Raw genomic sequence first — 25,865 nt, forward strand, 5'->3', positions numbered from 1 at the left:
GTGAGTGACCAATCGCCGATCACTTTGCCCGAACTTCCCCAATCTTCGGTTAATGGCGCGCCGGAATTCGCGGATCAGCGCCGCAGGCGATCAAGCGAGAAAGCCGCAATTCGGTTCAAAAGAGCCTCGAATTCCTGAGGACCCGGGGTTTCGCCACGCGAACGTGCTGTAATCCAAGGATAAAGGTCCTGATCATTTTCATTCAAAAGCTGCTCATATTCATCCAGCTCGGCCGGCGAGAGCGTCTTCAATTCGCTGTCCGAGAAGGGGCCGAGGATCAGGTCCATCTCTTTGGTGCCCCGCCGCCAGCTGCGCATCGACAGCCGTTTCAATCTTGCTTCTTCTTCGGTCACGCTTTTGCCCCGGTTGCTTGCCCGCCCCGAGAGGCCTAAGAAAAGGCCGCATCAGTTGCAGGATTGTCCGATGAGCTTTTTGTCCCAGACGCTCGCCCGCGTCAAACCCTCGCCGACCATTGCCATCACCAACCGCGCGCGCGAACTCGCCGCGGAAGGTCGTGACATCATCAGCCTTTCGGCCGGAGAGCCGGATTTCGACACCCCCGCGCATATCCGCGAGGCTGCCAAGGCTGCGATCGACGCAGGTCACACCCGCTATACCGCCGTTGACGGCATTCCCGAGTTGAAAAAGGCGATCTGCGCCAAGTTCAAGCGCGAGAACGGCCTCGACTACACCCCCGCCCAGATCACTGTCGGCACCGGCGGCAAGCAGATCCTTTACAATGCGCTGATGGCGACGCTGAACCCCGGCGACGAGGTCATCATTCCCGCGCCTTACTGGGTCAGCTATCCCGACATGGTCCTGCTCGCGGGCGGCACGCCGGTCGCGATCGAGGCCGAGATGCAGCACGGCTACCGCATCTCGCCCGAGCAGCTGGAGGCGGCGATCACCGACAAGACCAAATGGGTGATCCTGAACTCGCCCTCGAATCCGACAGGTGCGGGCTATGGCGCCGATCACCTGCGCGCTCTGGCCGATGTCCTGCTGCGCCACCCCGATGTCTGGGTGCTGGCCGACGACATCTACGAGCATCTGGTCTTTGACGACTTCAAATTCTCGACCATTGCCGAGATCGAGCCGAAGCTCAAAGACCGCACGCTGACCATGAACGGCGTGTCGAAAGCCTATGCGATGACCGGCTGGCGCATCGGCTATGGTGCGGCGCCCGAGATCCTCATCAAGGCGATGAGCAAGCTGCAGTCGCAATCGACCTCGAACCCCAGCTCGATCAGCCAATATGCGGCTTTGGCCGCTTTGGAAGGGCCGCAGGATTACATCGCCGAAAGCCGCGCGGTCTTCGAGCGTCGCCGCGATCTGGTGGTGGCCGCGCTGAACGAAGCGCCCGGCATCGTTTGCCCCAAGCCCGAGGGGGCGTTCTACGTCTATCCCTCGATCCGCGATCTGATCGGCAAAACCTCGGCCGGTGGTGCGGTGATTGCCGATGACGAGGCTTTCGCCACCGCGTTGTTGAACGAGACCGGTGTTGCCGTGGTCTTTGGTGCGGCTTTCGGCCTCTCGCCGCATTTCCGCATCTCTTATGCGACCTCGGACGAGGTGCTCGCGGATGCCTGCGCGCGGATCAAAAGCTTCTGCGAAGGGCTGAAATAAGCCGCGAGCCCGAGCCGGAATGCTCTTTCGGGCCGCCCCCTCCGGGGCGGCCTTTTTCATGGGCGCGGATCGCGGGTTCTTGTCGCGGGCCAAGAGCCGCGTTCCGCGAAAGGCCCGATTTCGAGGCGGAAATTCCGCCATGCTCGCCCTGTGGTTGATCAATCTTCCTTTGCGTTCCGCGAGGTGAAATGCGCGCTGGACAAAAGCCCCATTGCTCGGGCAAGTCACATTCCAGTCAGATCAGGCAGGAGGAGAGCCCGATGGATGTGATGATCGACGACGCCTTGGCGCGCGCCGGGGCGGGACGGTTCCAGAGGCGCCTGCTGGGGATTTTCGGCCTCGTCTGGACGGCGGATGCGATGCAGGTCATCGCGATCGGCTTTACTGCGGCCTCGATTGCGAAGAGCTTTGATCTGACCGTGCCGCAGGCGCTCCAGACCGGCACCCTGTTCTTTCTGGGCATGTTTGTCGGCGCCTCGCTGTTCGGGCGCGTCGCCGACCGTATCGGCCGACGCAAGGTGTTGTTGCTGACGGTCGCCTGCGAGGCGATCTTCGGCGTGCTGTCGGTGTTCGCGCCGAGCTTTACCGTGCTTTTGGTTTTGCGCTTCCTGACCGGCGTCGGGGTGGGCGGCACTTTGCCCGTCGATTACGCGATGATGGCGGAGTTTCTTCCGCCCAAGAACCGCGGGCGCTGGCTGGTCTGGCTGGAGGGGTTCTGGGCGATCGGCACGATCATCGTCGCGGTGACGGCCTGGCTCGCCTCGCTTTATATCGAGGCCGACCAATGGCGCTGGATTATGGCGGTTGCGACCGTTCCGGCGGTAATCGGGGTCGGGCTGCGGCTCTGGGTGCCGGAATCGCCGATGTATCTCATCAAATCGGGCCGCGATGCCGAGGCGCGCGCCGTGATTGCGCGCGTGCTCGCGGTCAATGGTGCCGAGCCCTTCTCCGATGCGGTCCGCATCGTGCCGACGCCGACCGAATCCGATCCGAACGGGCTCTTTGGTCCCGCTTTGCGCCGCCGCACCCTGTCGATTCTGGCGGTGTGGTTTCTGGTGTCGCTGTCCTATTACGGCGTCTTTGTCTGGCTGCCGCCGCAGCTAGCGGGCGGTGGTTTCGGCTTTGTGCGTGGCTACGGCTTCCTTGTGCTGATGGCTCTGGCCCAGATCCCCGGCTATGCTTTGGCCGCCCATGGGGTCGAGACCTGGGGCCGCCGTCCGACGCTGCAGCTCTTTCTCGTGCTTTCGGCGCTCGGCTGCCTGCTGTTCACCATCGCGAGCGGGCCGGTCATGATCGCGGCCTCGCTGCTTCTGATGAGCTTTGCGCTTCTGGGGACATGGGGCGCGCTTTACGCCTATACGCCCGAGCTATACCCGACCGGCCTGCGCGGCTCCGGCATGGGGACGGCGGGCGCGGTGGCGCGCGTTGGCGGGCTGCTTGCCCCCTCGCTTCTCGGCTCGATCATCGCACAGGGCTTTGGCGTGGCGATCGGCCTTTTCGCGGGGCTCTTGCTGCTCGCGGCGGTGCTGACCCTTCTGATCGGCGTCGAGACGCGCAACCGCTCGATCGGTTAGGACCTAGCGCATCAACAGGCGCATCAGATTGCGGAAACGGTGACGATAGGGCGGGGCGAGCAGTCCCGCCCCGTTCATTTTGGCCTGCTCGAAGACCGGCATCAGATGCGAGAGGCGCTCGAACCCCGCCTTGCCGTGATAGGCCCCCATACCGCTTGCGCCGATCCCGCCAAAGGGCAGGCCGGGTTGGGCGATGTGGAACAAGGTGTCGTTGACGCTGACGCCTCCCGCCGTGACGTGCGCGAGCAAAAGCGCGCGGGTCTCGGGGTCGCGGGTGAAGGGGTAGAAGGCCAGAGGGCGCGGGCGTGCCGTGATATGGGCGACGGCCTCGCGCAGGTGGTCATAGGGGACCAGCGGCAGGATCGGGCCGAAGATCTCCTCCTCGGCGAGCGGTCCTTGCGCATCGAGCACGATCAGCGGCGGCATCAGGCGGCGCGCGGCATCGGGCGCGGCATCGCTGAGCGCATGGGCCGAGGCCCCCTTGGCGAGCGCGGCCTGCAGCGCCCGGTCGAGGCGGGCGAATTGCGCGGGATTGATGATATGGCTGTAATCGGGATTGCCCGCGAGGGCGGGATAATGGCGCGCGACCCATGCCTTCGCGGCAACGATGAAATCGTCCTGTCGCGCACGCGGCACGAGGACGTAATCGGGTGCGATACAGGTCTGGCCCGCGTTCAGCAGCTTGCCGCGCATGATGGCCGCAACCGCCTGATCGAGATCGGCGTCGGGCGCGACCAGCGCGGGCGATTTGCCGCCAAGTTCGAGCGTGAGGGGCGTCAGGTTTGCTGCCGCTGCCGCCATGACATGATGCCCGATCGCGGTCGAGCCGGTGAAGACCAGATGATCGAAGGGCAGCGCCGTGAAAGGCGCGGCCACTTCGGGCCCGCCGGTGACGACCGCGAGTGTCTGCGCGTCGAAATGCGCGGTTGCGGCGGTGGCGAAGGCTTCGGCAAAGGCAGGCGCATGTTCGGAGAGCTTCACCATGGCGCGATTGCCCGCGACAAAGGCAGAGACCAGCGGGCCGATGGCGAGGAACAGCGGGTAATTCCACGGCGCGACAATCCCCACAAGCCCGACCGGACGGGGATGGATCGCGGCGCGTGCTGGTAAAAAGGGCAGGCTGACACCCGCTTTCCTGCGCCGCATCCAGCCTTTGCCGTGGCGCAGGGCGTGGCGGATTTCCTGAAGCGAGGGGAAAATCTCGGCCATATCGGTCTCGGCCTGCGGGCGTTGGCCGAAATCGCGCGCAATGGCCGCGCCGAAGACTGTGCGGTTCCGCCTGATCATGGTCTTGAGCGCCAAAAGCCGCGCGCGGCGTCGGGGCCAATCCGGCAAAGGATCGGCGCGGCTCGCCTGAAACAGCGCATCAAAGGCGGCACGAAGGGCTGTGTCGGATGACGCGGCACCTGTCGCGGCTTGCCCCTGGGCGGTCGCGGGCGGGCTGTCTTCGTGCATGTTCGGGGCGGGATCTGGCATCGGGACCTCCGGTTTGGGGACAGGCTAGGCGTGCGGAATTTCGGACGCAAGCGCCGCGCCCTCTTGCAGTCGGGCAGGCTTCTTGGCAGGGGTGGGCCATGACAAGCGTGACCCAAGCATATGAGGCCCGCGTTGCCGCCGGCGCTCTGGAATCCGATCCCGCGCAACGCGCGGTCCTGCCGGCTTTGGATGCGCTGGTGGCGCGTCTCGGGGACGGCACGCCCGCGCCCGTGAAATCGGGCTGGCTGTCGCTTTTGTCGCGCAGCCCCAAGCCCGATCCGGTCGCGGCCAAGGGGCTTTACCTTTGGGGCGGGGTCGGTCGCGGCAAGTCGATGCTGATGGACCTGATCATGGACGCTGCGCCTTTCGAGGCCAAGCGCCGCGTCCATTTCCACGAATTCATGCAGGAAATACAGGCCGGTTTGCAGCGGATGCGCGCCAAGGGCGTGGCCGATGCTGTCGCTCCGGTCGCGCATGAGGTCGCCGACAAGGTGCGGCTTTTGTGCTTCGACGAGATGCAGATCACCGATATTGCCGATGCGATGATCGTGGGGCGGTTGTTTCAGGTGCTGCTTGCGCGCGGCGTTGTGATCGTCACCACCTCGAACCGCGTGCCCGAGGATCTCTACAAGAACGGCCTCAACCGCCAGCTTTTCCTGCCCTTCATCGCGCTGATCCGCGAGAAGATGGACGTGGTCGAGCTGGTCTCGGCGCAGGACCACCGTCAGGGCCGGCTCGAGGGCGGGAAGATCTGGTTTTCGCCCGCCGGCAAAGAGGCGCGGGCCGAGCTGGACGCGATCTGGGCGGATCTCGCGGGCGGCGCGGAGGCCTCGCCCCTGGTGCTCGAGGTCATGGGCCGCAAGCTGGAGCTGCCGCAGCATGTCGGGCGCATGGCGCGGGCGGGGTTTTGGGACCTCTGCGGCAAGCCCTTGGGTCCAGCCGATTATCTGGCTTTGGCCGAAGCGGTGGACGTTCTGTTCATCGACGGGGTTCCGCTGCTGAGCGCCTCGAATTTCAACGAGGCCAAGCGCTTCGTGACGCTGATCGACGCGCTTTACGAGGCCAAGGTCAAGCTGTTCGCCAGCGCCGCCGACGAGCCCGACCGCCTTTACGCGGAGGGCGAAGGGGCCTTTGAATTCGAGCGCACCGCCAGCCGTCTGCACGAGATGCGCGACGAGCATTGGGGCAAGCCCGCCTGATCCGCCCGCTTTAGGTATCGTCGCCGCCGGTCGCGCAAAAGCGAGCCGATGTGAGCGATTTGGCGGAACAAGCGTGCGGGGTTTCGGGTTTCGCTGTCGGGTCCGTCGCGATCGGGCCGGACAGAAGGAAGCTCTCCATGAATTTTCAATCAAAGGTCAGACCGGATATGGAAATCGTGGGCGCAGATGGCGTCCATGTCGGCATCGTCGATCATATCGACGAAAACCGCATCAAGCTGAAGCGGCATGATCCCGAGCATGGGGTCGAACTGACGCATCACCGCTATATCCATGTCAACAACATCGCCTCGACCGAGGGCAACAAGCTGTGGCTTTCGGCCAATGCGGCATTGGTGGAGATCCTCGAAGAGGAAGACCGCGACGGCAAGCCGATCAAATACTGAGACTGCTCGTCGAAGACGAGGCAGGGCCGGCACGCCTTGGGCGGCGCCGGCTTTGTTGCTTTCGGGGAGAGGGCTGCGCGGCGTGGAATGGCGCGGTCACGGCAGCGGCGCGGTTTTGGGGGTATTTCCGTGATGAAGAAAGGGCCGCGCTTTGAGCTGCGGCCCTGTTTTCTTGTGCGAGTGGGCGGGCTCTATGCGTTTTGCTTGAGGACCTGTCCGGCGAGATAAAGCGAGCCGCAGATGAGCAGGCGCGCACCCGGATGGGCCTTGGCAAGGCTGCGGACGGCTTCGAGCGTGTCGGGGGCCGTGGTTGCGGCAAAGCCTGCCTCGGTGGCGGCTGCGGCTGTTTCCTCGGCGCTGAGCGTTGCCGCCTCGCCGGGAATGGCGACCGCCGTCAGGCTGAGGGCCACGGCGGTCAGGGGCTGCATATAGCCCACGACATCCTTGGTGTTGAGCATGCCGCACACCAGATGGGTCGGGCGTTTGGGCAAAGCCGCCAGCGTGGCCGCAATCGCGATGCCGCCTGCGGGATTGTGGCCGCCGTCAAGCCAGAGCTCGCAATCGCCCGCCGCTTCGACCAGGGGGCCGGATTTGAGGCGCTGCATCCGTGCCGGCCATTCGACCTCGGTCACGGCGGCGCGGGCCTCGACGCGGCCGAAGCCCAATTCGCGCAGGGCGGCAATCGCGGTTCCGGCATTGTCGATCTGGTGGGGGCCGGGCAAAGCGGGCAGGGGCAGATCCATCAGCCCGTTGTCGTCCTGATAGACCAGAGCGTCGCCTTCGCGCAGCGAGACCCAATCCTGACCCGCGATGCGCAGGGGCGCGTGGAGCCTTTCGGCGCGGGCCTCGATCACCTCGCGGGCGGCGGGCAGTTGGCGGCCGACGATGCAGGGCACGCGGCGCTTGAGGATGCCGGCTTTCTCGCCCGCGATCGCCTCGAGCGTGTCGCCGAGATATTGGGTGTGGTCGATCGAGATCGGGGTGATCACCGTCAGGCGCGGATCCTCGATCACATTGGTCGCGTCGAGCCTGCCGCCAAGCCCGACCTCGAGCAGGGTGTAATCGGCATCGATGCGCGAGAAGGCGAGGAAGGCCGCCGCGGTGGTGATCTCGAAGAAGGTGATCGGCTCGCCTGCATTCGCGGCCTCGCATTCGGCCAGCATTTCGGCCAGCATCGGCTCGGAGATCAGCTCGCCCGCGACGCGGATGCGCTCGTGGAAATGCGCGAGATGGGGCGAGGTATAGGCATGGACCTTGAGCCCCGCCGATTCCAGACCCGCGCGGATCATGGCCTGGGTCGAGCCCTTGCCGTTGGTGCCCGCGACATGGATCACCGGCGGGATCTTTTTCTCGGGATTGCCGAGCGCGTCGAGGATGCGGTGCATCCGGTCGAGCGACAGGTCGATGACCTTGGGGTGAAGCGACATCAGCCGCGCAAGAATGGCATCGGAGCCGGACATGGCAACACCCTGGCTAAAGACGGTCTGGATTATGGGGCAGGAAAGGCCGGTTTCAACCGGCCTTGGCATCTGCTTCGGCTTCGGCATGGGCTGCCGCGATCGTGCCGGGCGCAGGCAGATCGGCCGCGATCGGTGCGGGCTGGCGCATCATCATGCGCAGGATCGAGATCAGCTCTCCGCGCAGTTCCTTGCGGTGCGTCACGCGGTCGAGCATCCCGTGCTCGAGCAGATATTCCGCGCGCTGGAAGCCTTCGGGCAGTTTCTCGCGGATGGTTTGCTCGATCACGCGCGGACCGGCAAAGCAGATCAGCGCATTGGGTTCGGCGATCTGGACATCGCCCAGCATGGCATAGGATGCGGTGACGCCGCCGGTCGTCGGATGGGTCAGCACGACGATATAGGGCAGGCGCGCTTCCTTGAGCATCTGGACCGCGACCGTGGTGCGCGGCATCTGCATCAGCGACAGGATGCCTTCCTGCATGCGCGCGCCGCCTGCGGCCGAGAACAGCACCAGAGGGCGCTTGAGTTTGACGGCGCGTTCGGCGGCAGCCACGATGGCATTGCCGACATACATGCCCATCGAGCCCGCCATGAAGGCGAAGTCCTGCGCGGCGGCGACGACCGGCGTGCGGCCGATTTCGCCCTCGGCGACCAGCATCGCCTCTTTTTCGCCGGTGGATTTCTGTGCCGCCTTCATGCGGTCGGGATATTTTTTCTGGTCGCGGAAATGCAGCGGGTCGGCGACCGGCTCGGGCACTTTCACGTCGACGAAGACGCCGCCGTCAAAAAGCGCCGCAAAACGGTCGCGCGGCGAAATGGCGAGATGGTGCTGGCACGTCGTGCAGACATTGAGATTGTCGGCCAGTTCGCGGTGGAACAGCATCGTGCCGCATTCGGGGCACTTCGTCCAAAGGTTCTCGGGCACTTCGCGACGCGAGAAAAGCGAATTGATGCGCGGACGGACGTAGTTGGTGATCCAGTTCATCGGAAGCCTTTTTCTCTGCACTCGGGCAATGAGATAGGCCGAGAAGCGGGGAATTGCAATTCCGCTGTGCCGGAGTCTTAATGCCCATATGTGGACAGAAACAATCGCCATCCTTCACTATGCCCTCGCGCTGGCGGTTTCGATCCGCGTGCTTTTGCGCCCGCGGCTCGAACCGACGGTGCGGCTGTCGTGGATCCTCGTGATCGAGCTGGTGCCGCTGGTCGGCATCATCGCCTATATCCTCTTCGGCGAAGTGCGGATGCGCGGTGCCGAGGTCCAGAAGATGGCCGACGTGCGCGACCACCTGACCGGCGGCTGGGAGAGCAGCCCCTATCACATCGACACGCCCGAGGGTGATAACGGACCGGTTCTGGCGACCAACAAGGCGATCGGTGGTTTGCAGGCCGTTGCGGGCAATCGCGTCACGCTTTTGTCCGAGGACGATGATGCGATCGACGATCTTGTCGCGGCGATCGATGCCGCGCGCCATCATGTCCATATCCTGTTCTACATCTGGCTCGACGACGTGTCGGGGCGCAAGGTCGCGGATGCGGTCATCCGCGCGGCCCGTCGCGGCGTTCATGTACGCTCGATCATCGATGCGATCGGCTCGCGGGCTTTCTCGCGCTCGTCCTCGTGGCAGCAGATGAAGCAGGCCGGCGTCGAATGCGTCGAGGCCTTTCCGCTCGGCCTGCCGATCATCGGCGCGCTTTTCCAGCGCATGGACCTGCGCAACCACCGCAAAATCGTGGTGATCGACAATTCCGTTGGCTTCACCGGCAGCCGCAACTGTTCGGACAAGGCCTTTGCGGTCAAACCGAAATTCGCGCCATGGGTCGATGTCTTCCTGCGCATCGAGGGGCCGGTCGTGCGCCAGATGCAGGTGATCTTCCTGCAGGACTGGATCAGCTATACCGGCGAGGATCTGGGCGACATGCTGGTATTCGTGCCGCCCGCAGAAGAGCCGGGCGTGGTGGCGCAGGTCGTGGCGACGGGTCCGGACCTGCGGCAGGGCACGATGGCCGACAGCATGGTCGCGATGCTTCATGCCGCGCGCGAAAGCGTGGTGATCACGACGCCCTATTATGTGCCCGACGGCACGCTTGATGCCGCGATCCGCGCGGCGGCGCGGCGCGGTGTCCATGTCTGGATGATCGTCCCCGAGCGCAACGATTCTCTGGTTGTGGGCGCCACCAGCGAGGGCTTTTACTACGGTCTGGTTCAGGCGGGCGTGCGGCTTTTCCTGTTCAAGCCGGGCCTTCTGCACGCCAAGATCATGACGGTCGACGGCGAAGTGGCGATGTTCGGCAGCGCCAATATGGACCGCCGCAGCTTCGAGCTGAATTACGAGATGAACATCTTCACGCTCAGCACCGAGGTGACGATGGATCTTTTCGAGCGCCAGATGAGCTATGTCGAGCGCTCGGTCGAGATCACCCGCGAGGATATCAAGGCATGGTCGGTGTGGCGGCGCCTGCGCAACAATCTCTTGGCGCTGGCTGCGCCTTTGCTCTGAGCTGTGGCAGGAGGAAAGCATGACTGCGAAGATGACGGGTTCCGCCTCTGATTTCGCGCCGGAGAATGGCGTTTTCTCGGTACCGGCCCTGGCTGCTGGCCGGATCGTCGATGGTGCGCCTCTTTTGGCGCAGGAGACGCTGGCGGGGGGGCTTGCCGCGCTCGAAGGCTGGAGCCTGATCGAAGAGGGCCGCGCGATCGGACGGCGGCTGGACACCAAGAGCTTTCTGCGCGCGCAGGCTTTGGCCATGGTCGCGGGCGGGATCGCCGATCTGGCCAATCACCACCCCGATATCAGCTATGGCTGGGGCTATTGCAGCCTGCGTTTCACCACCCATTCGGCGGGCGGCGTGACGATGAACGACCTGATCTGCGCGGCGCGGGTGAATGCGGCCATCGGCTAGGCCAATCGGCTTGCCTGCGGGAAGCTTCCTGCTCTTTTTTGTTTGATTCCGGTAATTTGCGCGTTTCTTTGCGGCGACAGGCAGCAAGGAATTTCTCTGTTGGGCGCAAGTATGACTGGCAGCCGCCCCACCAGTCGGCATAAGGATGCGCTATTACAACCGAATTTCATGCCCGATCCCCGCGCCGCTGCGCAACGCGGCTGCAAAGCCCGGAAATTTCTGGTCCGGTGGGGGGGAGCGGGCGACGACCGAAGATGAAGATGAGGACAGAGCATGGCGATCCGGCCCCGCAAATGGCTTGACCGAAAACTGCGCGAGGCGGCCTACCGCCGCTGGTCCCATGTGGCCGAGATTGCCGCCGGTCTGGGAACCGTGCGCAAACGCAGCCTGCGCGAAGAGGCCTTGGTGCTGCGCCGCAAGCTCGATCTCGTGCTGATCCGCACCGACCGCCGGATCGAGCTGGGCCGCGAGGCCCTCAGCGCGCTGCATCTGCCGATCGGGACCGACTGGCGCTGGCGTCCGGGCTTGATGTCGACTCCGATCCGCCCGACCGGCATCGCCTCGCCCGAGAGCGGCGACCGTCTGGGCGAAGAGGCCGCCGTCTGGCACGATTGCCGCGACAGCGCGCTGATCCTCAAGCAGATCTCCAACCTGCGCGAGACCGACCTTGCGCCCTTCGGTCTCGAAATGGAGGTTTTCGCCTTTTCGGGCAGCTTCCTGTCGCTCTCGATCGACTTGCCCAAGGATGCGCTTTCGGGGCTGACGCGCAGCCATATCCTGCGCCTCGAAACCGGCCTTTCGGCCGAGCGCGCCATGAATGTCTATGCGCGGCTGAACGTGCTGAGCGGGCCCAATACCGATCAGGTCACGCATCATCTCGCCGAGCTCGGCACCAACAGCGTCGGCCATCAGGTCACGGAATTCGACCTCGCCTATACCGAGATCAACGAAAAGCGGCTGGAGAAGATCTGGATCGACCTGATTTTCGAAAGCCCCTTCATGAATGCGCTGCAACTGCGCGAACTCTTCGTCTCGCGCCATTTGCGCGCCGAGTTCTGAGCCGCCCGAGAGGATGACCGATATGGACAGATTTGAATCGCTTGGCCTCAAAGGTGGCGTTTGGCAGGGCGTCGTGCGTCGCGAGCAGCCCTTCGGCCGCGTGGTCCTGACCCATCTGGGCGAGGTGATTGCCGTGGCGACGGTCTCGCCCGATGGCGAGAAAAGCTGGCGGATTTCGGTGACGATCCCCTCCGAGCGGCTTTTCGACGGGGTCCAGACCTTCCTGCTGTTCGAGGATGGCGGCGAGGGGCTCGAGCCTTTGGGTGCGGATGCCCTGCGTCTGGCCAGCCTGCCGATGATCGCGGGCGGGGCGCTGGACGAGGATTTGCTGGCCGAGCTGGGCCTGTTGCGCAGCGAGCTGGATATGCTCAAGCGCGAATTCCGCCGCATGGCGGCCGGATTGGCGCAAGCGGGGCAATAGGCCCCGCGCGCCGTTTTGCGCGACCTGCACTTGAGGTCGGGCCCTTTGGGTCAGGCCTTTGCGGGGAGGTGCTCCCAATAGCGGTAGCTTGCCGCCTTTTCGAAACCGAGCTTGCCGTAAAGCCCAGCCGCCGGGGCATTGCTGGCGGTCATGGCCAGCGCCAGACGGCGCGCGCCTTGTGCCGCGCCCCAGATCGCCGCTTGCCGCACCAGCCATTCCGCCATGCCGCGGCGGCGCATTTTCGGCGCGACCTCGACGGCATGGATCATCGCGACATCGCCGTCCACCGCCACGAAAGCCGCGCCTGAAGCGTGATCGTCGAGTCGGCCGAGCAAGGCCGTGCGGGGCAGGGTGACGCGCTCCATCGCGGCTTGGCGCGGTGCCGAGATATTACCCTCGGCCCAGATCTCGCGCTGGATCGCAAGCGGCGGCCAGATTTCGAAAGCGGTGAGCGGCGGCGGCACGCGGTCGGTCAGGCGCGAGATCTCCACGACATGGAGCTCGGTCGGACGCAACCCGCCATAGCCATGCCGCGCGAGGGCCTCGGTCAGGCGCGTGTCGTCTTCCCAGACGCGGAATTGCGCGATCTGGTCCCAGTCTTTCTGGATACGTGCGACGGCGGGAATGGCGTCTTCCTGCCAATCGGGGCCCAAGGCCAGCGCCGAGCTGATCCGCCCGCCACCGCCCAATCCCCGCCCGATGCGGAAGCCGCCCAGATCGCGGTACTCCGCAGCGGGCCAGGTCGTCTCGAAGGCGCGTGCGAGGGTTTGGTCGATCGCCATGGGCGGCTCAGCCGAAATGGTTGCGCAAAGCGGTCATAGCCGCCGCGACCCGTGCGCCGTCGAGGCCGCGGATCACCAAATTCGTGCCGTAGCTTTCGCCGCGCTTGAAAGGATAGGAGCCGAGCGAGAGGTCGCTGAATTCTTCGGCCACGGCGCGCAGAGGCCCCGCGACTTCGGATTCGGGGCGCATGACCTCGAGCGCCTCGCTGATCGAGGGGCGGCCTTTGGTCAGCTCGGGCAGAACCGCCTCGACCATGGCGGTGAAGACATTGGGAACGCCCGCCATCACGAAAGTATTGCCGATGTGGAATCCGGGCGCGGCCGAGACCTTGTTCTCGATCAGCCGCGCGCCATGCGGAATGCGGGCCATGCGCAGGCGCGCTTCGGTAATCTCGACGCCGCGGCTTTCCCAATTCGCGGTCAGGATGCGGCGGGCCTCGTCGTTATGCGAGATGCCGGTATCAAAAGCGCGCGCCACGGCATCGGCGGTGATGTCGTCATGGGTCGGCCCGATCCCGCCCGAAGTGAACAGCATGTCGCAGCTGCCGCCGAGGCTTTTGTCCAGCGCGCGGATCGCGCCGACGATCTGGTCCTCGTCATCGGCCACGATGCGGACTTCGCGCAGGTCGATCCCGATGCTGTTGAGAACCTGCGACAGGTAATGGGCGTTGCCTTCGCGGGTGCGGCCCGAAAGGATCTCGTCGCCAATGACCAGAATGGCGGCTGTGGGGTTGTCCGATTGCATCATTCGTCCCTCTTCTCAGGCAGGCTGGCATGCATTCAGGGTATAGGTGGTCGCACAGGGGTGGAACAAGGCCCGCGCGAGGTCTATCTGTTCAGGCAACAGAATGTGAGGAAGTGATGAGCGAAGTTCGGACCAAAGAGGGGATCCTGATCCACAACCCTGAAGACTTCAAGGGAATGCATGCTGCCGGCCAGATCACGGCGCAAATTCTCGACGAGGTCGGCGCGCTGGTCAAACCGGGTGCAACCACGGGCGAAATCGACGCCTTCATCACCCGCCGCGTCGTCGAGCTGGGCACGGTCAGCGCGACCATCGGCTATCGCGGCTACCAGCATGCAAGCTGCATCAGCGTGAACCATGTCGTCTGCCACGGCATTCCGGGCGAGAAAGTGCTCCATGACGGCGATATCCTCAATATCGACGTGACGGTGATCCTCGACGGCTGGTTCGGCGATTCGAGCCGGATGTATGTCGCGGGCAAAGCGAGCCGCAAGGCCGAGCGCCTGATCAAGGTCACCCACGACAGCCTGATGAAGGGCATCGAGGCCGTCCGTCCGGGCGCGACCTTCGGCGATATCGGCCATGCGATCCAGTCCTATGCCGAAAGCTTCAACATGTCGGTGGTGCGCGATTTCTGCGGCCACGGCATCGGGCGGGTGTTCCACTCGGCACCGAACGTGCTCCATTACGGCCATCCGGGCAAAGGTCCGGTGCTGGAAGAGGGCATGTTCTTCACCATCGAACCGATGATCAACCTCGGCCGTCCCGAGACCAAGACGCTTGCCGACGAATGGACCGCCGTGACGCGCGACAAATCGCTCTCGGCGCAGTTCGAACATGCGATCGGCGTGACCGCGACGGGTTGCGAGATCTTCACGCTTTCGCCTTCGGGCAAATTCTACCCCGATTTGGGCGCCTGAGCGCGGCGCTTTCGCAGGGATCGAAACGAAAAAGGCGCGGCTTCGGCCGCGCCTTTTTTCATGTCCCGTTTGGTGCCGCCTATTTGCCGCGCTGGCGGATCGTATCGCCCGGCAGGAAGGTCGGCGTCAGCGCAATGGTTCCGTCCTCTGGGGCCGGCTCTTTGCCTGCGACGATCCGCGCCGCCCGCTTGCCGATATCGACGCGCCGCGCATCGGTGGTGGCCAGACGCATCGGCAAACCGTCGAGCAGCTCGACCCCGTTGAAGCCGGCGAGGCCGAGCTTTCCGGGAATGTCGTACCCTTGCTCCATGCTCCAAAGCAGGCCGCCCGCGCCGATCATGTCGTTGGAATAGTAAAGGAAATCGAGATCCGGCTCGCGCGCCAGAATGCGCTGGGTCAGCTCGCGGCCCTTTTGAAGCGAGGAACCACCCTGATAATACTCGCGCGCGGCCAGCGAGACACCGGCCTCGGCCAGGCGCTCCTCGAAACCGGCAAGGCGTTTGCGGGCACGGTGGTCCTCGGGCATATGGGTGCCGATAAAGCCGATGCGGCGGTAACCGGCGGCAAGGATTTCCTCGGCCATGTCGCGACCGGCGCGGCGATGCGAGATGCCCACCGCCGTGTCGATCGGATCACCGTCGACATCCATGATCTCGACCACCGGAATGGCCGCATTGTCGAGCATCGCCCGCGCCGCCTTGCTGTGTTCGAGCCCCGCCAGAATGACGCCGGTCGGGCGCCAGGAGAGCATGTCGTAAAGAACCTGATCCTCGCGCGAGGGCGAGTAATTCGTTACGCCCACCACCGGCTGAAGATCGGTATCGTCCAGCTCGGCCGAGATCCCGCCCAGCACCTCGGGGAAGACCATGTTCGAGAGCGAAGGGATGATCACCGCGACAAGGTTCACCCGCTGGCTGGCGAGGCCGCCCGCGATCTTGTTGGGCACATAGCCGAGCGTGCGCGCTGCCGTCAGCACTTTCTCGCGCGTGGCGGCGGAAACATCCCCGCGGTTGCGCAGAACGCGGCTCACGGTCATTTCCGAGACACCGGCGGCCTCGGACACGTCGCGGAGCGTCAGGGGACGGGGCGGGCGCTTGGGGGACATGGGAATTCCGCTTTGAAATAATGTTATCGTTACCAAACCACCGGATGCGCGGCAAGCTTGCCATTCCATCCGCCGCCGTGCAAAAAGATCGCGGCGGTCCCGTGGCTCAACTGGATAGAGCAGCCCCCTCCTAAGGGGCAGGTTACAGGTTCAAATCCTGTCGGGATCACCAGTTCTAAATTTAATCATTATATTTCAACCTCTTGCGGTCCGGTTTCCATTCTGGGTGGGGGCGGTTTCCAAATTCTGTTCCGGTTCTGCCCCCGAGAGGATGCGTCTGCGGTCCGCGGCCTTGGAGTATCGCTGCACTTCGGTCAGTGATTCATGACCTGTCCAAGCGGCGATTTGGTGCGCCGTCGCGCCTGTTTCGGCGATCGCCATTGCCCGTGATTTGCGTAGGCCATGTGCGGACTTTCCGATGATTCCCGCGGCTGCGGCGGCCCCCGCGAACCAGCTGCTGAACGCCTTGTCTGACCGAGCCTTCCCGTTCTGGGTCACAAGCCATGTCATGTGGCGCGGCGCGGCCGAAATCGCAGCCTTCAGAAAATCCAGATCACCCTGCATGCTGAGGGCAAACGGGGGTAGGGCGCGATTGAAGGGGATCGAGACTTCGCCGCCGGTTTTCTTTTGCCGAAAGGTGAGCCAACCGTCACGCTGTACCATGCCAGGGCCAATTCTAACTGCATCTGATGCGCGCGCGGCCGTCCAGTAGATCAACTCCAATGCCAGCCGTTGGGCTGTGCCGATCGACCAGTGTTTTCGGAAGGTCTCGATTTCGGACGGAAGCCATGGCGTGAATCCGTCCGTCTTTACTGTCGCGACTTTGTCGACCTCGAGCGAAGGGTCCAAGGCTATCTGTTGGGTCGCTTTTGCCCAGGCGCAAAAGCCGCGCCAAACCTTCCGACGGTTATTTGCGGGGTGGGGTGCAAGCGTGAAGATGTCGGCTTGGATGTGTTTGGTTCGCAGGTCGGAAAGGCGAGCATCGCCCCACCGATCGACGATCTTGCTGAGATGGCCGCGCCTTTGGGTCTGTGTGTTCGGCGCGAGTGTCTTAAACGCCGCGCTCGTTTGGTAAGCCTTGACTGCTGCTGCGATGCTGCCGGTGGCAAGCTTGCGGCCTCGTTCGGCCGGTTCTGCGGTTGCCATGGCTGTGGCGTAGGCCAGCAGAAACTCCGGGCTATCCCTTGGTCCGTCGGGAAGGCGGACCAGCTTTTGCCCCGGCACGGCGAGGTAGGTGAACGTGGCGCCAGAAGGCTTGGTCACCGTCTTGACGTGCTTCAGCTTCACTGCATTCCTCGCAAGACTTCGTCGCACGAATTCACCTCTTCCGATTCTCGCCCTTCAGAGGGCAGGTCGGAGGCATATTCGTCCAGCATCATGCGATCGTATAGACGCTTGCCACGCAGGACTTTACGCGGCAGTGCAAGCGTCCGGAGCGTAGTTTCGCTGACGCCAAGGTAGTAGGCGGCCTCTGGTGCGGGCAGCAGTCGTGGCAAGAATGAAATCGACCGGTCCCTAGCCATCAATCAACTCTCCTGTACTCGACGCATTCGGAAAAGGTTGTCGGGACCATGACTTTACCCGCCGGCATGAGCATCATCGTCATCCGCGTGTCGCTGCATTCCCAGTTGTTCTTGGGCAGGGTGAAGGTCCCGGATCTAGCATCCTTGACCGCGACTGCGATCACACCGACGATAATCAGAGCGCAGAATGGGCGGCGGCATTCTTCTCGGTGCCGGTCTCGCTGAAGTTTTTATAGAGCCAAGGCGGGTCGGCCATGATCATGTCGAAGCCGCCGGCGGGACGAATGTTGACGAATGATTGCAGGATGCTGGTCATGTCTCTCGGACTCGTGGGCGTTATTGGCGCGAGTTTCTGGGGCCGATCTGGGGAATGGTGCCCCCGAGGCCACCCATCCTCGGGGGCTGCCCGCTGCGCTGAAGGAGGATCGCGCAGCGGGATCTTGCGCCGCCGGAGGCTGCCACTCCGGCGGCTCTGCCACGCTCAGTTTGACGCGGGAGCGGGGCAGATCTCGATTTCAGGATTGGTCGGTCCGAACTCCGTATGAAGTGCGCCGATGAAAGCCGACATGACGCGCTGCGACGTGTCGAGGTTATGGTCCTCGATCGCAACGCGGCAGATCGAGCGTCCGGTCATGCGGTCGATGATCCAGCCGCCGCGCGTTTCAAAGAAGCGGGGTTTCATCACCGCGCGCCCTCGACCAACTGCTCGATAGAGCGGGACTGGCTTTCCAGCGAAGTCGGTGCTGCGAATGCGCGGATGCTCTCGGGAGTGATCGTGCTGCTCGCGATGTGCCAAACTGCTGCAGCGATGATGACGGTCGCGATCGCGGCGGCACCGATCGCGGCAGCGCGCAGTGCGCCAGATACCGCTCCGCGCAGCTGCGGCGATGGGGCGGCCGTGGGCTTTGCGGGGCGGGCGAGAGCGGTGCTCATGCGGCACCGCCATTTGCCTGCGCGGCGTCGTCATACAGGTCATGCGAAATGAACGCGACGCTGCCGATGTCGATGAAGCCCATCTGCGCGCGGCGCTTTCCATAAGGCACGACGAATGTGCCGTCGCCGCTTTTCAGGGCATTGAACAGATCAGGACAGATCGCACCCTCGACGTGATGCAGGGTCTCGATCGCGCCGGATTTCAAGACGATGCGCAAGAAGCCGAGGCAGGGCAGATCCGTAACCGCGCTGATCGCGCTGCTATCGTGTTCCGCTATAACCGGCTCGGCGTTTTGGGCCGTGGGGAAGGTGGGAATGTGCATGGGCGGGCTCCATCCGGAAGATCGGGATGGAGTTAAAATGCCTAACAGGAATAATTCTGTCAATGAGGAATATTCACAATGGGAATTTTCAACTTAAAGTGGCACTCTGCGTTGTGGTGGCCTTGCCATGCTCGCTTTCATTGCGGCATGTTGTTCTGGTAATGTTCTTGAGGTGGTTGCTTTGGACGTTGATGCTCGATTCTCGAAGGTTATCGCAGGCATGAGCGATCGGCAGTTTGCCGATTTTATGCGCTGGCTTCAGGATTCGGGCGAGCTATCGCTTGAGCCATCTCAAGCCATCCTTGCTGCCTCTCTGCGGGAAGTGAGCGAAAAGCTTGGATAAGCGCCGCCTCTGCTGGTCCGCGACTATCAGCAAACAGTTCCGACAGGTCTACCTCTAGAGCATCGGCGATCTTGTAAAGAGAGCGGAGGGTGACGCCGTCATAGCCCCTCTCGATCTTCGAGATGGTTGATTGTTTAAGCCCGGACATGTCGGCAAGGTCGCCCTGCGTCAGCCCTCTCTCAGATCTGATCTTCTCTAAGTTCATGGGCATATAGTTGCCAAGTTCGTGGCGACTAGCAAACGACCAGCAAGAATATGATGCTTGACAGGAATATTCCTGACAATCATATTGCCGTCTATGCAAACGCTCAAATCATACCTCCAGTCTTCAAAAGTAACGCAAGCGGAGTTTGCCGCATCTGTTGCTGTGAAGCAGGGCACCGTCTCGAAGCTGATTAGCGGGCGGATTCTGCCGAGCTTGAAGCTGGCTCAAAGAATTGACGCTGCAACTGGCGGTAGGGTCCCTGTTGGCTCGTGGGTTATCGGGGCGCCTGCCACCTCTATTTTTATGTCCTCCCCCGCCGCACCTGCGGCCCCAACCCAAGAGCAGCCCCATGAAACAATCTCTTCTTAAAAGCGAGCATTCGCATCATCGCATCCCTCGGGCTCAAACGTCCCGCCTCAATCCCTTTGATGGCAGGGGTCGGTCGGTCGCTGATCGGCGCCGTAATCACGGCGCCGTCGGCCGACTTGAGCCTGAGGATTTTCGCCGTCGATGGTCGCTGTTGCTGATCTCGAACTTCGCGACGCGTGAACTTTGCGCCGTCCATTTCGGGGTGACTTTCCAGACCTCGTGCAACTGGTTCGATGGCCTCCGCACACCGACGGGCGATGTCGTCGACTTCGCCGCGCACTCCTTGCCGAATTATGCCGCAGTGATGTGGGGAAAATGAATGTCCGGTTTTCAGGGTCCACCGGGCGGGGCAAATGCGGGGCGGCAACGCCTGGCTGAAACCTTGCCGGGGACGCGCCGCCCTGGTGGCGATCAATTCATCGCGGTCCCCGGAACCTGCGGCCGGCCCATCCGAGAGGCGGCTGAAAGCCGTCGGGGCAAAAATTCACCGAAGCCTGCTTCGTGCCGGTGAGACCTGCGGGGCGGTCTCTGCTCAGATCGCCCCGCTTTTTCTAGAAATCGCAGAACGCGAGAGGGACAGGAAATGCAGCATCATTGCCCGTACCATGTCAGGATCGGCGCGCGGATGGCGGCTTTGACGGTCGCATTCCAAGCCAAGGCAAAAGCCGTCGATCCGCGCTCGCTGTGCTGTGCCGTTCGCGATGTCGATGCGGCCTATGGCTGCGAGCATCCACTTGCGGTAGAGCTTGCAGCCTTTGCTTCCTGTTATCCCGAGTTGCGGTATGCGCCGGACGCGCTGAGTGGTGCGGGCGATCGCCTGATGTCCTCGGTTGTCCGTGCCTGCTGGCCCGAGCGCGTCCAGCGTGCCGATATCGATGGGTGAGGTCATGAAGCTTTCTCTTGCTGATCATCTCGTCATCCATGCCTTGGGCCTGATTTCTCGGCCCACCTCTGTGCGCATCGATCCTCATGAGCTTTCGCTCGAAGTCGATATCCTGCGCTCTGTCTTGCCGACCGCTTCGCGCGGGCTTCTGCCGCTCCAGCCGCTGATCTCGCTCGCCGAGCGCATCGCCTCCATGTCGCCACGGATTGCCGGTTGTTACGGCTCGCTGCACGATGAGGCGGCGCAGGTCATGAATCGTTGGGACCGCTATCGCATGGCCGAAGCATGGGACCGCATCAATTCCGGCGGGCGTGCATGATGCGTGACGATCACCGCCTTTCAGATGCGCATGCAATGCCGATCGCCGATGTCGCGGCGCGCCTCGAAATCACCAACCTTGTGCCTGCTGGTGGTGAGCTTGTCGGACCTTGCCCGAACTGCGGTGGCAAAGACCGCTTCGGCATCAACCTGCAGAAAAACATCTTCCAGTGCCGCAAGGACTGTTCGCCCCATGCCAAAGGCGACCAGCTCGCCCTGGTCCAATTGACGCTCGGCATGGATTTCCGCGCGGCACTTGAATGGCTTTGCGGTCCCGCGCAGGGCCTAAGCGATGCAGAGCGGGAAGATCGCCAGCGCAAGGCTGCCGCCGCCCGCGAAAAGCAGGAGCGTATCGGCGCGCGCGAGCGGGAAAAGACCATCAAGGCGGCGCGCGATATCTGGTTCGCGTCCAAGGATGCCGAAGGATCGCCGGTGCGTGACTATCTCGCGCGGCGCGGACTTGCGGCCGAGTTGTTGCAGGATCTGCCCAATGCCATGCGCTTCGATCCCGCTGCCAAATATGTGCATCCGGTCAAGGGCGAGCGCGGCAAGTGGCAGACCCTACATGTCGGACCCGCGATGATCTGCGCGGTGGTCGACGCCGCCAATCGCGTGACGGCGATTCATCGGACGTGGATCGACCTCGATCAGCCCAAAGGCAAGCTGCTCTTGCGCGATCCCGATGATGCCGAAGTCTTCCTGCCATCTAGAAAAGTTCTCGGGTCCAAGAAAGGCGCGGTCATCCGCCTCACGACCCCGAAGGATGCCACGACCATGATCATGGCCGAGGGGGTGGAAACCACCCTTTCCGCCCTGATCGCGGAGCGCCAGCCGCGCCAAGCGGCCTATTGGTGCGGCGTTGATCTGGGCAATATGTCCGGCCTGCGCGAGCGCGGTCCAGGCAAGAAATACGCCGGCTTGCCAGACATGAGCGATCGCGAGGCCTTTGTCCCGCCGCCATGGGTGAAACGGCTGATCTTTGTGCAGGACGGGGACAGTGAGCCCCGCCTGACCCGAGCGCAACTCGAGGCGGGCCTGCGGCGCGCGATGATCAAGAACCCCGGTTTGAAGGGGCAGATCGTGCATGCCGGTGAAGGCCGAGACCTCAACGATATCCTGATGGGGCAGCATCAATGACTTTTGACGATGACGAGTTTGACCGAGTGGATGCCGTTCGCGACGTTATGGGCGCGGCCGAAGATGTGTCCTTGCCCGACGGCCTGGCCGGCGAGGGTGATCACGTCGATTATCCCGACAACTATATGCCCCCGCCGCCCCCTCCGGAAGCAGACGCGGATCAGGCTCATGAGCCCGAGGGTCCGGTCGAAAAGGCCTCGCGGGAGCCGCTGAACGATCTGGGCAACGGCAAGCGTTTCGTGATCCATTTCGGCGACGACATCCTGTTCGTCTCGCAGGTCGGTTGGTTCGTCTGGGACGGCGCGCGCTGGCGCAAGGATGATGAAATCAGCCGCGATGTCTCGCCGCTGATCCGTGGCCGCGCACAACAGATGTCCGCGCTGATCGAGCAGGAAATCGATTGGCTCCAGCCTTCGCCCCGTGATCGGCAGCTGATCAACGAGGAACGCGACCTGCGCAAGCGGCGGGCCGAGATCGAGGGGATCGCGGGTTACGCCGATGACGAAAGCCTCATGACCGAGCTGTCAAATCTCGCGAGCCGTCTGCGCAGTATCGATGCCGCGCTCAAGTCCCACAAGGCGCTGATCGGTCGGCGTCTGACTCATGCCAAGAACGCGGGGAACTCGGGGCCGATGTCCAATCTGATCTCCGAGGCGCGCGTCATGCTCGCGCGCTCGGTCGATCAGATGGACAAGGGGGATCTCGACGTTAACACCCTGACCGGCGTGCTGCGCTTCGAGCGGATCACGGGGGATGGCTTCTCGCCGATGTCCGATGTGAAGCTGATCCCGCATGATCGCGGCCAGCTGCTGACCAAGGTCATGCCCGTCGAGTATGACCCCGATGCGAAATGCCCGCGGTTTGACGCCTTCCTCGAGCAGATCCAGCCTAACATCGCGATGCGGCAATTCATTCAGCGCTGGTTCGGCCTGTCGATGAGCGGCCTCGATGTCCAGAAGCTGGCATTCTTCCATGGTGGCGGCGCGAACGGTAAATCGGTCCTGGTCGATCTCATGGGGCGCATGATGGGCGATTACTCCGCCTCGGCCCGTATCGAATCCCTGACCGGCAAGAACAAGAAAGGCGGCTCGGATTCGCAGCCGGACCTGATGCCGCTGATCGCGGCGCGGATGGTGCGGACTTCGGAGCCCGAAGAGGGCGAGCGCCTGCAAGAGGGCTTGATCAAGGCGCTGACTGGTGGCGAGCCGATGATGATCCGCGCGCTTTATGCCGATTTCATCACCTTCCGGCCGATCTTCAAGCTGACCATCTCGGGCAACCACCTTCCCGATATCAGGGGCGGTGACGACGGGATCTGGCGGCGCCTGATGCTGGTCAACTTCCCCGTCCAGATCCCCGAGGAAAAGCGGATCCCGAAAAAGGAGCTGGACGATATCTTGTGGTCCGAGCGATCGGGCATTCTCAACTGGCTGGTCCAAGGGCTGCTGTCCTATCTCGAACGCGGCCTTGCCGAACCGGCCGAGGTCCTCGAGGCGACGGGCAGCTACCGCAAGGACAGCGATCCGATCGGCACCTTCCTCGCCGATGCCGCGATGGTCACCGGCTATGAAGGCGACTTCATGACCGCGCGCGAGTTGGGTGATGCCTTCAATTACTGGATCGAAGAGCGGGGCGAGCAGCGATGGGGCCCGCGCACGGTTTCCTTGAAGCTCAAGGCCAAAGCCGGTGTCTGGCGTCATCCCGAAAACAACAAGACGTTCGCATCAGGCAAGAGCGGCGTCACGGGATATCGCGGCATTCGCCTTGATCCGATCTTCGCACAGCGCATGCGCGAGGCGCAGTCGCGCGACACTGGTAACGCATGGGGGCCGCGATGACCCCGCACCCCACCTTCACACCTATCGACTGGGCGGGCCTGCGGGCCCGTCGCGCATTTCTGGGGTTAGGCCACGAATTTGGGCCAGACGGGCGCGAGTCCGGAAGCGGGTGGGCCGGAGACTTTCGCGGGGTCAGGGGGTGGCGGTCTAGGAAATTCAAACGCTTACGCCGCGTTTTTGGGCTTGAGGGCCAGATGGGCCGGAAAAATCGACATGTATGCGCGCGCGTATTCCCCAAGGGGTTAGGGGGAAAGCAATCCCCGTAAAGGTTCAAATCTCTCGCCCTTCAAGCCCTCAAGCCCAAAAAAGCAATCTAACCCCTTGAAAAGAAACAAACGAGAAAAGCCGGAAGGCCTGATTTTCAAACCCACCTTTCCAAATCTCCAGCCCGTCAAGCCCAACCTAGAAAACCAGACCACAACAGGTAGTAGAATGAATAAGAGGGACCGCAAAATGATGATCGAAAACGGCCAAGGCGTGGTGTTCTCTGTCGATAGCAATGGCGTTGCCGCGCAAATGGATTTGACCGCAAGCCGCGAGATCGTCCGGCAACATGCCAAGGCACAGGCTGCCCGCGTTAACTCGGAACGGTCCCGCCTTGATGCCGTGCTCGATGCTGCTGCTATCCCGGCTGAGTGCGGCCCCGACATTATCGCGGCTCCGGCACGCGGTGGGTTCCGCGTCGATCGCCAGTTCACCATGGTGCCGAACGGCGTCGATGAGAATGGATTGGAAAAGTGGGCAGTTGCGCCGACCGGTTACGGTCACCGCTCGGCCATCCGCGCCGCCGATATCTTCGACCGCATGCAGGCGCAGGCCCTGCGCGCCAAGCGCCCGATGCAGCTGACACCGGGGCAGGTGGCGATTGGTCGTCGTTACCGCAGCCTTGTTGAGATGCTGAACGCGGACGGCTGCAAGCTATCAAGCCTCGATGGTTCCAGCGGATCAGCGGACGGTGGCAACTGGATGGATCGCCGCCTAGAGATCTCGGGCGAGCTGGCAGCCTTGCGCCGCCGGATCGGCGGGCAGGATGCGCTGATGGTGCGGCGGGTGCGCCCGTCGTTGCGTGCGGTTCGCGATGCGGGCGAAGACCCGCGCTGCAAGTTCTCGAACCTCGATGTCGTCGAGCGTGTCTGTGTCGATGACTTCTCGGTCGGCGATGTGCTGCGGCATTACCGGTGGCAGTACAACAGTCGCAACATGAAAGCCGTGCTGGAGGCGCTGAGAGCGGCGCTGGTTAGGATGGAGGGATATTGACCTCAAAAACGATGCTTGACGCTTATGGCACTCTATGAGAGATATTTGGATAGTATCTGGAATTGCGCCCGCAGGGATAACCCCCTAGCGGGCGCAATTCGTTTCGGGGTTAGAGGGGCGCGCCGGTTGTCATGATCGTTGCGCCTTCCATGCCCGCTTCCGCGATTATGACCTCAATCCTGAAATCTTCGTAGCTGAGGACCGGGTTATCCGACCGCCCGAATATCGCCATGGCGTCACGTGTGGAGAAGTAGCCCTTTCCTGACATCTGTCCTTGGGTGGCAGCATACCGGATATCCACCTGGCCATTGGCCGTTGTGCCATCCGCGAAGCTAAGTGTGGCTGCGCCCTTGTAGTTCTTCATGATCGGTTCCTTCGCTTTGGTGAGCAAGGAACGTGATAACGATCAGGCCCTTCACGACAAGGTTAGATTTAATGGACCGGTTTCTCGTGCAGAGATCTCGTTGGATACCGATTGCAATCTTTGTGCGCGGTGAAAGCCAACGCGGTTGGAAGACGTGGTGCAAGCTATGTGATGTGCCAGGTGGGCGCTGGCTCGCTGCGCGGTTGCATTCGAGTTGAGCAGCGCAAGGGCCGGAATGTAATGGCAAGGCTCAAGCAATTGACCCCTCGGGTTGGTGCGTTGCAGCAGCGCGTGCGGCAGCCACAAGGGCAAGCTCGCGTGCGCGATCAGGTTTATGCTTGGCGCAGGTGGTACAAGACCGGCGCATGGCAGCGGCTGCGGTGGCAGTGCATCTCGGCTGCGCTCTTCACCTGCGCCCGCTGCGCGCGAGTCGCCGACAGCCCCGATCTCGTTGCCGACCATTTCCAGCCGCATCGCGGGGATGAGCGGCTGTTCTGGGATCCGGCCAACCTGCAATGCCTGTGTAAGTCCTGCCACGACGGGGCGAAGCAGCGGGAGGAAAGAGCGGGCCATGCCTCCGATCATCGCACCGCCTTCGGTCATGGCGTTCGGGCCTAGGTCGTGTTGACAAAAGGGATTCCCCTCGGGCGTAGGGTATGATTCAAGCTGGCATCTGCGATGGAGACCAGCTTGGCAC

The 25,865-nt window shown here is 63.0% G+C and carries 32 protein-coding genes and 1 tRNA gene; 18 read left to right on the top strand and 15 right to left on the bottom strand.

Annotated features, from left to right (window positions below):
• Nucleotides 1–74: 74 nt before the first annotated feature.
• Nucleotides 75–317, bottom strand: a complete 243-nt coding sequence (locus tag ACFFUC_RS11180; RefSeq protein ID WP_377686307.1) for a succinate dehydrogenase assembly factor 2 — start codon at nt 315–317, stop codon at nt 75–77.
• A 106-nt stretch (nt 318–423) separates the two neighbouring features.
• Here ACFFUC_RS11180 and ACFFUC_RS11185 point away from each other — a divergent pair, with 106 nt between their 5' ends.
• Nucleotides 424–1,626, top strand: coding sequence for a pyridoxal phosphate-dependent aminotransferase (locus ACFFUC_RS11185; protein WP_377686257.1), 1,203 nt, complete (start codon nt 424–426; stop codon nt 1,624–1,626).
• A gap of 260 nt (nt 1,627–1,886) precedes the next feature.
• A complete protein-coding gene (locus ACFFUC_RS11190; RefSeq protein ID WP_377686259.1) occupies nt 1,887–3,200 on the top strand; it encodes an MFS transporter in 1,314 nt (437 codons plus the stop codon).
• A 3-nt stretch (nt 3,201–3,203) separates the two neighbouring features.
• On the opposite strand, the gene ACFFUC_RS11195 is transcribed toward ACFFUC_RS11190, so the two are convergent.
• A complete protein-coding gene (locus ACFFUC_RS11195) occupies nt 3,204–4,676 on the bottom strand; it encodes a coniferyl aldehyde dehydrogenase (RefSeq protein ID WP_377686261.1) in 1,473 nt (490 codons plus the stop codon).
• Nucleotides 4,677–4,774: 98 nt separating this feature from the next.
• Here ACFFUC_RS11195 and zapE point away from each other — a divergent pair, with 98 nt between their 5' ends.
• A complete protein-coding gene (gene zapE, locus ACFFUC_RS11200) occupies nt 4,775–5,875 on the top strand; it encodes a cell division protein ZapE (protein ID WP_377686263.1) in 1,101 nt (366 codons plus the stop codon).
• 137 nt (nt 5,876–6,012) lie between these two features.
• Nucleotides 6,013–6,279, top strand: a complete 267-nt coding sequence (locus ACFFUC_RS11205; protein WP_377686265.1) for a DUF2171 domain-containing protein — start codon at nt 6,013–6,015, stop codon at nt 6,277–6,279.
• Between the two features lie 191 nt (nt 6,280–6,470).
• On the opposite strand, the gene ACFFUC_RS11210 is transcribed toward ACFFUC_RS11205, so the two are convergent.
• Together ACFFUC_RS11210 and accD are read right to left on the bottom strand one after the other, a co-directional pair.
• Nucleotides 6,471–7,739 (bottom strand): bifunctional folylpolyglutamate synthase/dihydrofolate synthase, encoded by a 1,269-nt coding sequence (locus ACFFUC_RS11210; protein ID WP_377686266.1) that lies wholly within the window; start codon nt 7,737–7,739, stop codon nt 6,471–6,473.
• Nucleotides 7,740–7,791: 52 nt separating this feature from the next.
• Nucleotides 7,792–8,724, bottom strand: a complete 933-nt coding sequence (gene accD, locus ACFFUC_RS11215; protein WP_377686267.1) for an acetyl-CoA carboxylase, carboxyltransferase subunit beta — start codon at nt 8,722–8,724, stop codon at nt 7,792–7,794.
• A gap of 88 nt (nt 8,725–8,812) precedes the next feature.
• On the opposite strand from accD, the gene cls reads away from it, so the two are divergent.
• The 4 genes from cls to ACFFUC_RS11235 all read left to right on the top strand — a co-directional run bounded on the left by cls (nt 8,813) and on the right by ACFFUC_RS11235 (nt 12,123).
• Complete coding sequence (cls, locus tag ACFFUC_RS11220; protein WP_377686269.1) at nt 8,813–10,240, top strand: cardiolipin synthase; 1,428 nt, start codon at nt 8,813–8,815, stop codon at nt 10,238–10,240.
• Between the two features lie 19 nt (nt 10,241–10,259).
• Nucleotides 10,260–10,643 carry a 4a-hydroxytetrahydrobiopterin dehydratase gene (locus ACFFUC_RS11225; protein WP_377686271.1) on the top strand — a complete coding sequence of 128 codons (384 nt, stop codon included), beginning with the start codon at nt 10,260–10,262 and terminating at the stop codon, nt 10,641–10,643.
• Nucleotides 10,644–10,916: 273 nt separating this feature from the next.
• The gene (locus tag ACFFUC_RS11230) at nt 10,917–11,702 is read left to right on the top strand and encodes a DUF6478 family protein (protein WP_377686273.1); all 786 of its coding nucleotides are present in this window, start codon (nt 10,917–10,919) and stop codon (nt 11,700–11,702) included.
• Nucleotides 11,703–11,724: 22 nt separating this feature from the next.
• On the top strand, nt 11,725–12,123 hold the full coding sequence (locus tag ACFFUC_RS11235; protein ID WP_377686274.1) for a hypothetical protein: 399 nt from the start codon (nt 11,725–11,727) through the stop codon (nt 12,121–12,123).
• A 50-nt stretch (nt 12,124–12,173) separates the two neighbouring features.
• Here ACFFUC_RS11235 and ACFFUC_RS11240 read toward each other — a convergent pair whose 3' ends face one another.
• Both ACFFUC_RS11240 and ACFFUC_RS11245 read right to left on the bottom strand, forming a co-directional pair.
• Entirely contained in the window at nt 12,174–12,905 is a 732-nt protein-coding gene (locus ACFFUC_RS11240; RefSeq protein WP_377686276.1) for a GNAT family N-acetyltransferase, read from the bottom strand.
• Between the two features lie 7 nt (nt 12,906–12,912).
• A complete protein-coding gene (locus ACFFUC_RS11245) occupies nt 12,913–13,650 on the bottom strand; it encodes a competence/damage-inducible protein A (RefSeq protein WP_377686309.1) in 738 nt (245 codons plus the stop codon).
• A 116-nt stretch (nt 13,651–13,766) separates the two neighbouring features.
• Between ACFFUC_RS11245 and map the strand changes: the two genes are divergently transcribed.
• Nucleotides 13,767–14,570: a type I methionyl aminopeptidase gene (gene map, locus ACFFUC_RS11250; protein WP_377686277.1), complete on the top strand. Its 804-nt coding sequence runs from the start codon at nt 13,767–13,769 to the stop codon at nt 14,568–14,570.
• A 79-nt stretch (nt 14,571–14,649) separates the two neighbouring features.
• On the opposite strand, the gene ACFFUC_RS11255 is transcribed toward map, so the two are convergent.
• Entirely contained in the window at nt 14,650–15,675 is a 1,026-nt protein-coding gene (locus tag ACFFUC_RS11255; RefSeq protein ID WP_377686279.1) for a LacI family DNA-binding transcriptional regulator, read from the bottom strand.
• 95 nt (nt 15,676–15,770) lie between these two features.
• On the opposite strand from ACFFUC_RS11255, the gene ACFFUC_RS11260 reads away from it, so the two are divergent.
• A tRNA-Arg gene (locus ACFFUC_RS11260) sits at nt 15,771–15,847 on the top strand.
• Between the two features lie 23 nt (nt 15,848–15,870).
• Here ACFFUC_RS11260 and ACFFUC_RS11265 read toward each other — a convergent pair.
• The 5 genes from ACFFUC_RS11265 to ACFFUC_RS11285 all read right to left on the bottom strand — a co-directional run bounded on the left by ACFFUC_RS11265 (nt 15,871) and on the right by ACFFUC_RS11285 (nt 18,454).
• Nucleotides 15,871–16,962, bottom strand: a complete 1,092-nt coding sequence (locus ACFFUC_RS11265; protein WP_377686280.1) for a tyrosine-type recombinase/integrase — start codon at nt 16,960–16,962, stop codon at nt 15,871–15,873.
• A gap of 411 nt (nt 16,963–17,373) precedes the next feature.
• Nucleotides 17,374–17,514: a hypothetical protein gene (locus ACFFUC_RS11270; protein WP_377686282.1), complete on the bottom strand. Its 141-nt coding sequence runs from the start codon at nt 17,512–17,514 to the stop codon at nt 17,374–17,376.
• A 165-nt stretch (nt 17,515–17,679) separates the two neighbouring features.
• On the bottom strand, nt 17,680–17,880 hold the full coding sequence (locus ACFFUC_RS11275; protein ID WP_377686283.1) for a hypothetical protein: 201 nt from the start codon (nt 17,878–17,880) through the stop codon (nt 17,680–17,682).
• Nucleotides 17,880–18,131, bottom strand: coding sequence for a hypothetical protein (locus tag ACFFUC_RS11280; RefSeq protein WP_377686285.1), 252 nt, complete (start codon nt 18,129–18,131; stop codon nt 17,880–17,882). The genes ACFFUC_RS11275 and ACFFUC_RS11280 overlap by 1 nt, the downstream gene beginning before the upstream one ends.
• Nucleotides 18,128–18,454 carry a hypothetical protein gene (locus tag ACFFUC_RS11285; protein WP_377686286.1) on the bottom strand — a complete coding sequence of 109 codons (327 nt, stop codon included), beginning with the start codon at nt 18,452–18,454 and terminating at the stop codon, nt 18,128–18,130. The genes ACFFUC_RS11280 and ACFFUC_RS11285 overlap by 4 nt, the downstream gene beginning before the upstream one ends.
• A gap of 127 nt (nt 18,455–18,581) precedes the next feature.
• Here ACFFUC_RS11285 and ACFFUC_RS11290 point away from each other — a divergent pair, with 127 nt between their 5' ends.
• Nucleotides 18,582–18,797, top strand: coding sequence for a hypothetical protein (locus tag ACFFUC_RS11290; protein ID WP_377686312.1), 216 nt, complete (start codon nt 18,582–18,584; stop codon nt 18,795–18,797).
• Here ACFFUC_RS11290 and ACFFUC_RS11295 read toward each other — a convergent pair.
• Nucleotides 18,700–19,008: a helix-turn-helix domain-containing protein gene (locus ACFFUC_RS11295; RefSeq protein ID WP_377686288.1), complete on the bottom strand. Its 309-nt coding sequence runs from the start codon at nt 19,006–19,008 to the stop codon at nt 18,700–18,702. The genes ACFFUC_RS11290 and ACFFUC_RS11295 overlap by 98 nt on opposite strands.
• An 87-nt stretch (nt 19,009–19,095) precedes the next feature.
• Between ACFFUC_RS11295 and ACFFUC_RS11300 the strand changes: the two genes are divergently transcribed.
• Both ACFFUC_RS11300 and ACFFUC_RS11305 read left to right on the top strand, forming a co-directional pair.
• Nucleotides 19,096–19,371, top strand: coding sequence for a helix-turn-helix domain-containing protein (locus ACFFUC_RS11300; protein ID WP_377686311.1), 276 nt, complete (start codon nt 19,096–19,098; stop codon nt 19,369–19,371).
• Nucleotides 19,352–19,690: a hypothetical protein gene (locus tag ACFFUC_RS11305; RefSeq protein ID WP_377686290.1), complete on the top strand. Its 339-nt coding sequence runs from the start codon at nt 19,352–19,354 to the stop codon at nt 19,688–19,690. The genes ACFFUC_RS11300 and ACFFUC_RS11305 overlap by 20 nt, the downstream gene beginning before the upstream one ends.
• A 213-nt stretch (nt 19,691–19,903) precedes the next feature.
• Here ACFFUC_RS11305 and ACFFUC_RS11310 read toward each other — a convergent pair whose 3' ends face one another.
• The gene (locus ACFFUC_RS11310) at nt 19,904–20,260 is read right to left on the bottom strand and encodes a hypothetical protein (RefSeq protein ID WP_377686292.1); all 357 of its coding nucleotides are present in this window, start codon (nt 20,258–20,260) and stop codon (nt 19,904–19,906) included.
• Between ACFFUC_RS11310 and ACFFUC_RS11315 the strand changes: the two genes are divergently transcribed.
• The 4 genes from ACFFUC_RS11315 (at nt 20,259) to ACFFUC_RS11330 (ending at nt 24,804) form a co-directional block, all read left to right on the top strand.
• Nucleotides 20,259–20,573 (top strand): hypothetical protein, encoded by a 315-nt coding sequence (locus tag ACFFUC_RS11315; protein ID WP_377686293.1) that lies wholly within the window; start codon nt 20,259–20,261, stop codon nt 20,571–20,573. The two genes, ACFFUC_RS11310 and ACFFUC_RS11315, sit on opposite strands and share 2 nt — an antisense overlap.
• A gap of 35 nt (nt 20,574–20,608) precedes the next feature.
• Entirely contained in the window at nt 20,609–21,709 is a 1,101-nt protein-coding gene (locus tag ACFFUC_RS11320) for a DUF7146 domain-containing protein (protein ID WP_377686295.1), read from the top strand.
• Entirely contained in the window at nt 21,706–23,547 is a 1,842-nt protein-coding gene (locus ACFFUC_RS11325) for a phage/plasmid primase, P4 family (protein ID WP_377686297.1), read from the top strand. Before ACFFUC_RS11320 ends, ACFFUC_RS11325 begins: the two co-directional genes overlap by 4 nt.
• Before the next feature lie 453 nt (nt 23,548–24,000).
• Nucleotides 24,001–24,804 carry a hypothetical protein gene (locus tag ACFFUC_RS11330; RefSeq protein WP_377686299.1) on the top strand — a complete coding sequence of 268 codons (804 nt, stop codon included), beginning with the start codon at nt 24,001–24,003 and terminating at the stop codon, nt 24,802–24,804.
• Nucleotides 24,805–24,913: 109 nt separating this feature from the next.
• Here ACFFUC_RS11330 and ACFFUC_RS11335 read toward each other — a convergent pair whose 3' ends face one another.
• Nucleotides 24,914–25,168 carry a hypothetical protein gene (locus ACFFUC_RS11335; RefSeq protein WP_377686301.1) on the bottom strand — a complete coding sequence of 85 codons (255 nt, stop codon included), beginning with the start codon at nt 25,166–25,168 and terminating at the stop codon, nt 24,914–24,916.
• Nucleotides 25,169–25,408: 240 nt separating this feature from the next.
• Here ACFFUC_RS11335 and ACFFUC_RS11340 point away from each other — a divergent pair, with 240 nt between their 5' ends.
• Nucleotides 25,409–25,786, top strand: coding sequence for an HNH endonuclease (locus ACFFUC_RS11340; RefSeq protein WP_377686302.1), 378 nt, complete (start codon nt 25,409–25,411; stop codon nt 25,784–25,786).
• Nucleotides 25,787–25,865: the final 79 nt, after the last annotated feature.

The sequence above is a fragment of the Paracoccus cavernae genome (assembly GCF_042430175.1).
Lineage (GTDB): Bacteria > Pseudomonadota > Alphaproteobacteria > Rhodobacterales > Rhodobacteraceae > Paracoccus > Paracoccus cavernae.